The 3,306-nt window shown below is 37.5% G+C and carries 2 protein-coding genes and 1 pseudogene; 1 reads left to right on the forward strand and 2 read right to left on the reverse strand.

Annotated elements, in window-relative coordinates; translation table 11 throughout:
- On the reverse strand, positions 1-925 hold a 925-nt coding region (locus tag ACKI5B_RS05690; protein WP_407426697.1), incomplete at its 3' end, for an inner membrane CreD family protein.
- A gap of 167 nt (positions 926-1,092) precedes the next feature.
- Between ACKI5B_RS05690 and ACKI5B_RS05695 the strand changes: the two genes are divergently transcribed.
- The gene (locus tag ACKI5B_RS05695) at positions 1,093-2,664 is read left to right on the forward strand and encodes a HEAT repeat domain-containing protein (RefSeq protein WP_407426699.1); all 1,572 of its coding nucleotides are present in this window, start codon (positions 1,093-1,095) and stop codon (positions 2,662-2,664) included.
- A gap of 266 nt (positions 2,665-2,930) precedes the next feature.
- Here ACKI5B_RS05695 and ACKI5B_RS05700 read toward each other — a convergent pair.
- Positions 2,931-3,306 (reverse strand): annotated as a pseudogene (locus ACKI5B_RS05700) (ATP-dependent RNA helicase); the annotation flags it as partial.

The raw sequence follows: 3,306 nt of genomic DNA on the forward strand, positions 1-3,306 counted from the left end.
CGCTCAAAAGATAATGTACAGCGTGAAGATTGACTTTTGCAAGAGCTTCAAACATAAAAAGAACAATGAACGGCACGATTATGAACAGAAATCCGTAGGAAACAGCCCTGTCAAGTTTCTGATAGACATTTACCGGGTCAACAAAGTCAAATCCGATTTTATGATTTTCGTTATCAGCTGCAAAAGGAAGAGTCCATTCTGCTTCAAATCCGTCTTTGGTGATTATGCGGCTGTCTGGAAGATAGTCAAATCGAGTAAAGCCAGGGGAAGACCAGTCAGATTTTACAGAAAGGAAAGTGTCTGCTGCACTTACATCAACTGAAAATGTGGTTGAGCCGTGAATCTTTAATTCTGTCTCAAAGTGATAGTTTCCTTTTTCAAGATTTATGTTTCCTGTAAGACCTGAAAGATTAATTCCGGAAGTAAGATGAGTTTCAACATTTTTTCCGTTGATTTTATAAACCGGCTTATTCTGGAGTGAACGGTCTGAAATTTTCAGGATAATAAATGCATTTTCTGGACTGTAAATTTTTGAGAAATTTTTATCAATTTTGAAGTCTGCCAGAATCTTTACGCTTCCTTTAAATACAGGTGCAGAATAGATTCCTACAGTTCTTTTTTCTGATGTCAAATCAGTTTCATATCTGAGGCTTTCCGGGTGAATGTAATAGTATCGGGTAACTTTTCTTGTCGTTGTTTTATTGTTAAATTCTTCAACTTCATCAGCTTCATAAGGAACAGCGATGTAAGGTCCTTCAGAATTGAATTTTCCTCCGGCTGCCGTTTCAATGCTGTTAAGTGCCTGGTGATAGGAATATTCCCTGTCTTCAAGTTTTGAATTTATCAGAACATTGCCGATTAAAAGCAGCAGTACGATAAATCCGATTCCAAATAATTTGACTGTAAGTGGTGAAAGTTTTTTCATAGTGTTCTCCTTAAATGCCTTCTTCAGTTGAGGGCTTTGTTTCTGATAAGGAGATTTTAATCAGCAATTGTGGCAGAAATGTGTCGAAATTGTGTTTATTTTTGCCGATAATAAAAAAAATCTGTGTCTATCTGTGTAATCTGTGGTTTATACATATTGGAGTTTATATGAAACGAAGTCTTTTGTTTTTATCGATAATGCTATTTGCTTTTTTAGTTCCGGCTCAGGAAACTTCTGTAGAAAATGAAAACGCTTCTGATTTTGATGTTGTCTCAGGAGCTGCTGTTTCTGAATCTTACGGTAAAAAGAAATCGCTGGCAGAACAGCTTGCAGGTGTGAGTGATGTTCCTTCGTCAAAACGGCCCAAAGCACCGGATTCTGCAAAAGTGGCTGATCTTAATAACACAGACCCGGAAGCAAACGAAAAAAACGCCGAAATCCTTAAATTTGGTCTTGAAGAAGATATTGCTGAACTTTTGGATGCGATGACTAAAAATAAAGATGTGCGTTTTATGAATGAAGTTTACGATCTTTTTCAGGAAACAAAATCTGTATCCATCAGGGAAAAAATTCTTTTCTTTTTTAAAACAGTCGAAGATCCCTGTCTTGAAGATTATGCAGTCATGATTTTAAACGATCCTTATGAAGAAAAAACTTCTACAGTTAATGCATGCTTTTCTTACATTCAGATGGCAAAAACAAAAGAAGCTGTTCCTGCTGTAATTACGCTGCTTGAAAGTGATAATGAAGAATACTTTTCCGGTGCACTTGAAACACTTGGAAAAATCGGTGGAAGTCAGGAAGCACTTTATATTACAGAATTTCTTGAGCGTGATGATTTAACTGTTGCCCAGAGACAGAGCCTTGTCCGAGTTTTAGGACAGCTTAATGCCGTTGAAACCTATGATAAACTTGTTGAATATGCTCAGGATGCTGATGAAAATGCTTTTGTCCGAATGTACAGTGCAGAAGCAATCGGTGCTATGCAAAATCCAGAAGGTCAGGAAATTTTAGCAGAGCTTTTTGAAAGTGAAAATCCAAACCTGCGCCAGTATGTAATAAAGGGAATTGCCCATTATAAAAATAAAGAAGCCAATGATATTCTGATTCAGGGCTTAAAAGACAGTCATTACAAAGTACGGCAGGAAGCAATCACTGCAATTAAAGAAAATGATGTAAAGGAAGCTGATGAATATCTGATTTACAGGGCAAAAAAAGATCCTGTTCAGGCCGTAAAAAATGATTCAATTGCAGCTCTTGCAAAACTTAACACTTCCAGAGGAAATGATTACCTTCTTTCTCAGATTACAGAAAAAAAAGTTCCAGACGGACAAAAATCTAGAGTTGCAAAAATTCTTCTTGAAGAAGGAAGGGGAATTTCTGAAATCGTTGAACTTACAAAAGAAACATTAAAAGATGATAAACGAAAGCAGCTTCGCTATGCTCTTGGAAAAGAAATGGCAAAATATGATAATTCTGCCTTCTCAGAAGTAGCGCTGGAGTTTATTACGAATAAAGACAGTACAACAATCGGAACAGGTCTTGAAATCTGGTCAAAAGGCCGTTATTCAAACTGTAATGATGCAGTAAATGAACTTGCTGATAAAGCAGACCTTAATGCAAAAAATAAAAATCAGCTTGCGATTAAAGCCGCACGTCTTTTAGGACGGGATTTGGAAAAGCAGACTGAACAGAAGGAAAACGAGCGGAAAGCAGGAGAAAATACAAAAAAAATGTAATTTTTTTGCAAATTTTTGAAAAAAAAGCTTGCATTCTGGTATTTGTGTGATAATATTTAATTGTAGACAGGAGCGAGATGAGGACGCACACCGCTGCACGAAAGGAGGCGTAATGCAATTTCCGACAAAAAGATCTGACTCCTCAGGGGTCTTGTAATTACATTCACTCCACCTGCGGATATGCAGGATTACATTAATTGCCCGTCGCAAAGCCGATGAGAGGCAAACTATAAACCGCCAAAAGCTGGCGGTTTTTTTATGCACTTTTACTCGTAAAGTCCGTTCAACATTCTGTAAACGGCATTGATTCGCTCTTTGCCGTCTACAGAAAAATCTACGTTTTCGTCAACGAGAGTTTCAAGGCTTGAAAGGCTTTCGTTTAAGGCTGTTGCAAATCCACGGCTCATCTTAAACCAGTAGGTTCCCCTTCCGTCGGTGAACAATGCCACAAAAGCATATTCTTTGTTCTTTTTTGAAAGTGTGATTCTTAAGATTTTACTCAATTCGCCGAGGAGTTTTTCTGCCATTCCTTCTTCATGAATGTCAAAATTGCGTTTAATCAGCGATTTTTCTTCGATTGGAGAAAGATTGAGTTTTTGAACGACTTTGCACACAAGTTCAAGTTTTTCGCCGGAAAGAAGA

It is taken from the genome of Treponema sp. (assembly GCF_045657965.1).
Lineage (GTDB): Bacteria > Spirochaetota > Spirochaetia > Treponematales > Treponemataceae > Treponema_D.

Excerpts from the sequence above, each read along its gene's own strand:
- ACKI5B_RS05695 (WP_407426699.1), top strand. The coding sequence starts at position 1,093 with ATGAAACGAAGTCTTTTGTTTTTATCGATAATGCTATTTGCTTTTTTA.